This is a genomic window from Microbacterium sp. ISL-103, from assembly GCF_018613995.1.
Lineage (GTDB): Bacteria > Actinomycetota > Actinomycetes > Actinomycetales > Microbacteriaceae > Microbacterium.
The window spans coordinates 1-1,070 of sequence record NZ_JAGGPD010000543.1 but is presented as its reverse complement, the minus strand read 5'-3'; the positions used below and the strand labels follow the sequence as shown (position 1 = coordinate 1,070).

The following is a 1,070-nucleotide window of genomic DNA, read 5'->3' as shown; positions in this document are numbered from 1 at the left end:
CGGGGCTTGCGGAACGGCTTCTCGCCCCGCTCGTCGTTGCGCGCCGGGCGGTCATCCCGGTCGTAGCGCGGGCGCTCGTCGCGTCGATCGAAGCCGCCACGGGCACCGTCACGAGGACCGTCGTTGCGACGGGCTCCCGGTCCGCGATCCGGCTTGATCTCGATCAGACGACCCGAGATGCGGGTGTCCTTCAGCTTCTCGAGCACGGAGGAGTCGAGGTTGGCGGGCAGCTCGACGACCGTGAAGTCCGGGCGGATGTTGATGGCACCGAAGTCGTCACGGCCGAGGCCGCCCTCGTTCGCGAGTGCGCCGACGATCTGACGGGGCTCGACACGGTGTCGGCGGCCCACCTCGATGCGGTACGGCTTGTAGTCGCCGCGCCCGCGACGCTCACGCGGCTCACGGGTCTCGCGCCGCTCGCGGGTGTTGTTCTCGCGAGGCGGGCGGTTGTCGTACTCGACGGCCTTGGACAGGGGGTCGTCGGCGGGGTCGAGGAGCAGCGGTGTGTCACCCTGCGCGACCACGGCGAGAGCGGCGGCGACATCGGCCTCCGGCACGTCATGGTTGCGCACGTAGTGTTCGATGACGTCTCGGAACTTCTCGATGCGTGCGGCGTCGCTGAGAGCGGCGGTGATCGCATCGTCGAACCGGGTGAGACGCGTGGTGTTCACATCGTCGAGGCTCGGCAGCTGCATCTGCGTGGGCTGCTGGCGCGTGGCCTTCTCGATCGACTTCAGCAGGTACCGCTCGCGCGGGGTGATGAAGCTGATCGCGTCTCCCGTGCGGCCCGCGCGACCCGTGCGGCCGATGCGGTGCACGTACGACTCGGTGTCGGTCGGGATGTCGAAGTTGATGACGTGGCTGATGCGCTCGACGTCGAGGCCGCGGGCGGCGACGTCCGTCGCGACGAGGATGTCGAGCTTGCTCGCCTTGAGCTGGTTGACACTGCGCTCACGCTGCACCTGCGGCACGTCGCCGTTGATCGCTGCGGCCGAGTACCCGCGGGCTCGCAGCTTCTCAGCGAGCGTCTCGGTCTCGTTCTTCGTACGGACGAACACGATCATTCCGTC

The 1,070-nt window shown here is 68.6% G+C and carries 1 protein-coding gene; it reads right to left on the bottom strand.

The window, feature by feature from the left end; translation table 11 throughout:
* On the bottom strand, nt 1-1,070 hold a 1,070-nt coding region (locus J7E68_RS17390), incomplete at both ends, for a helicase-related protein (protein ID WP_215174707.1).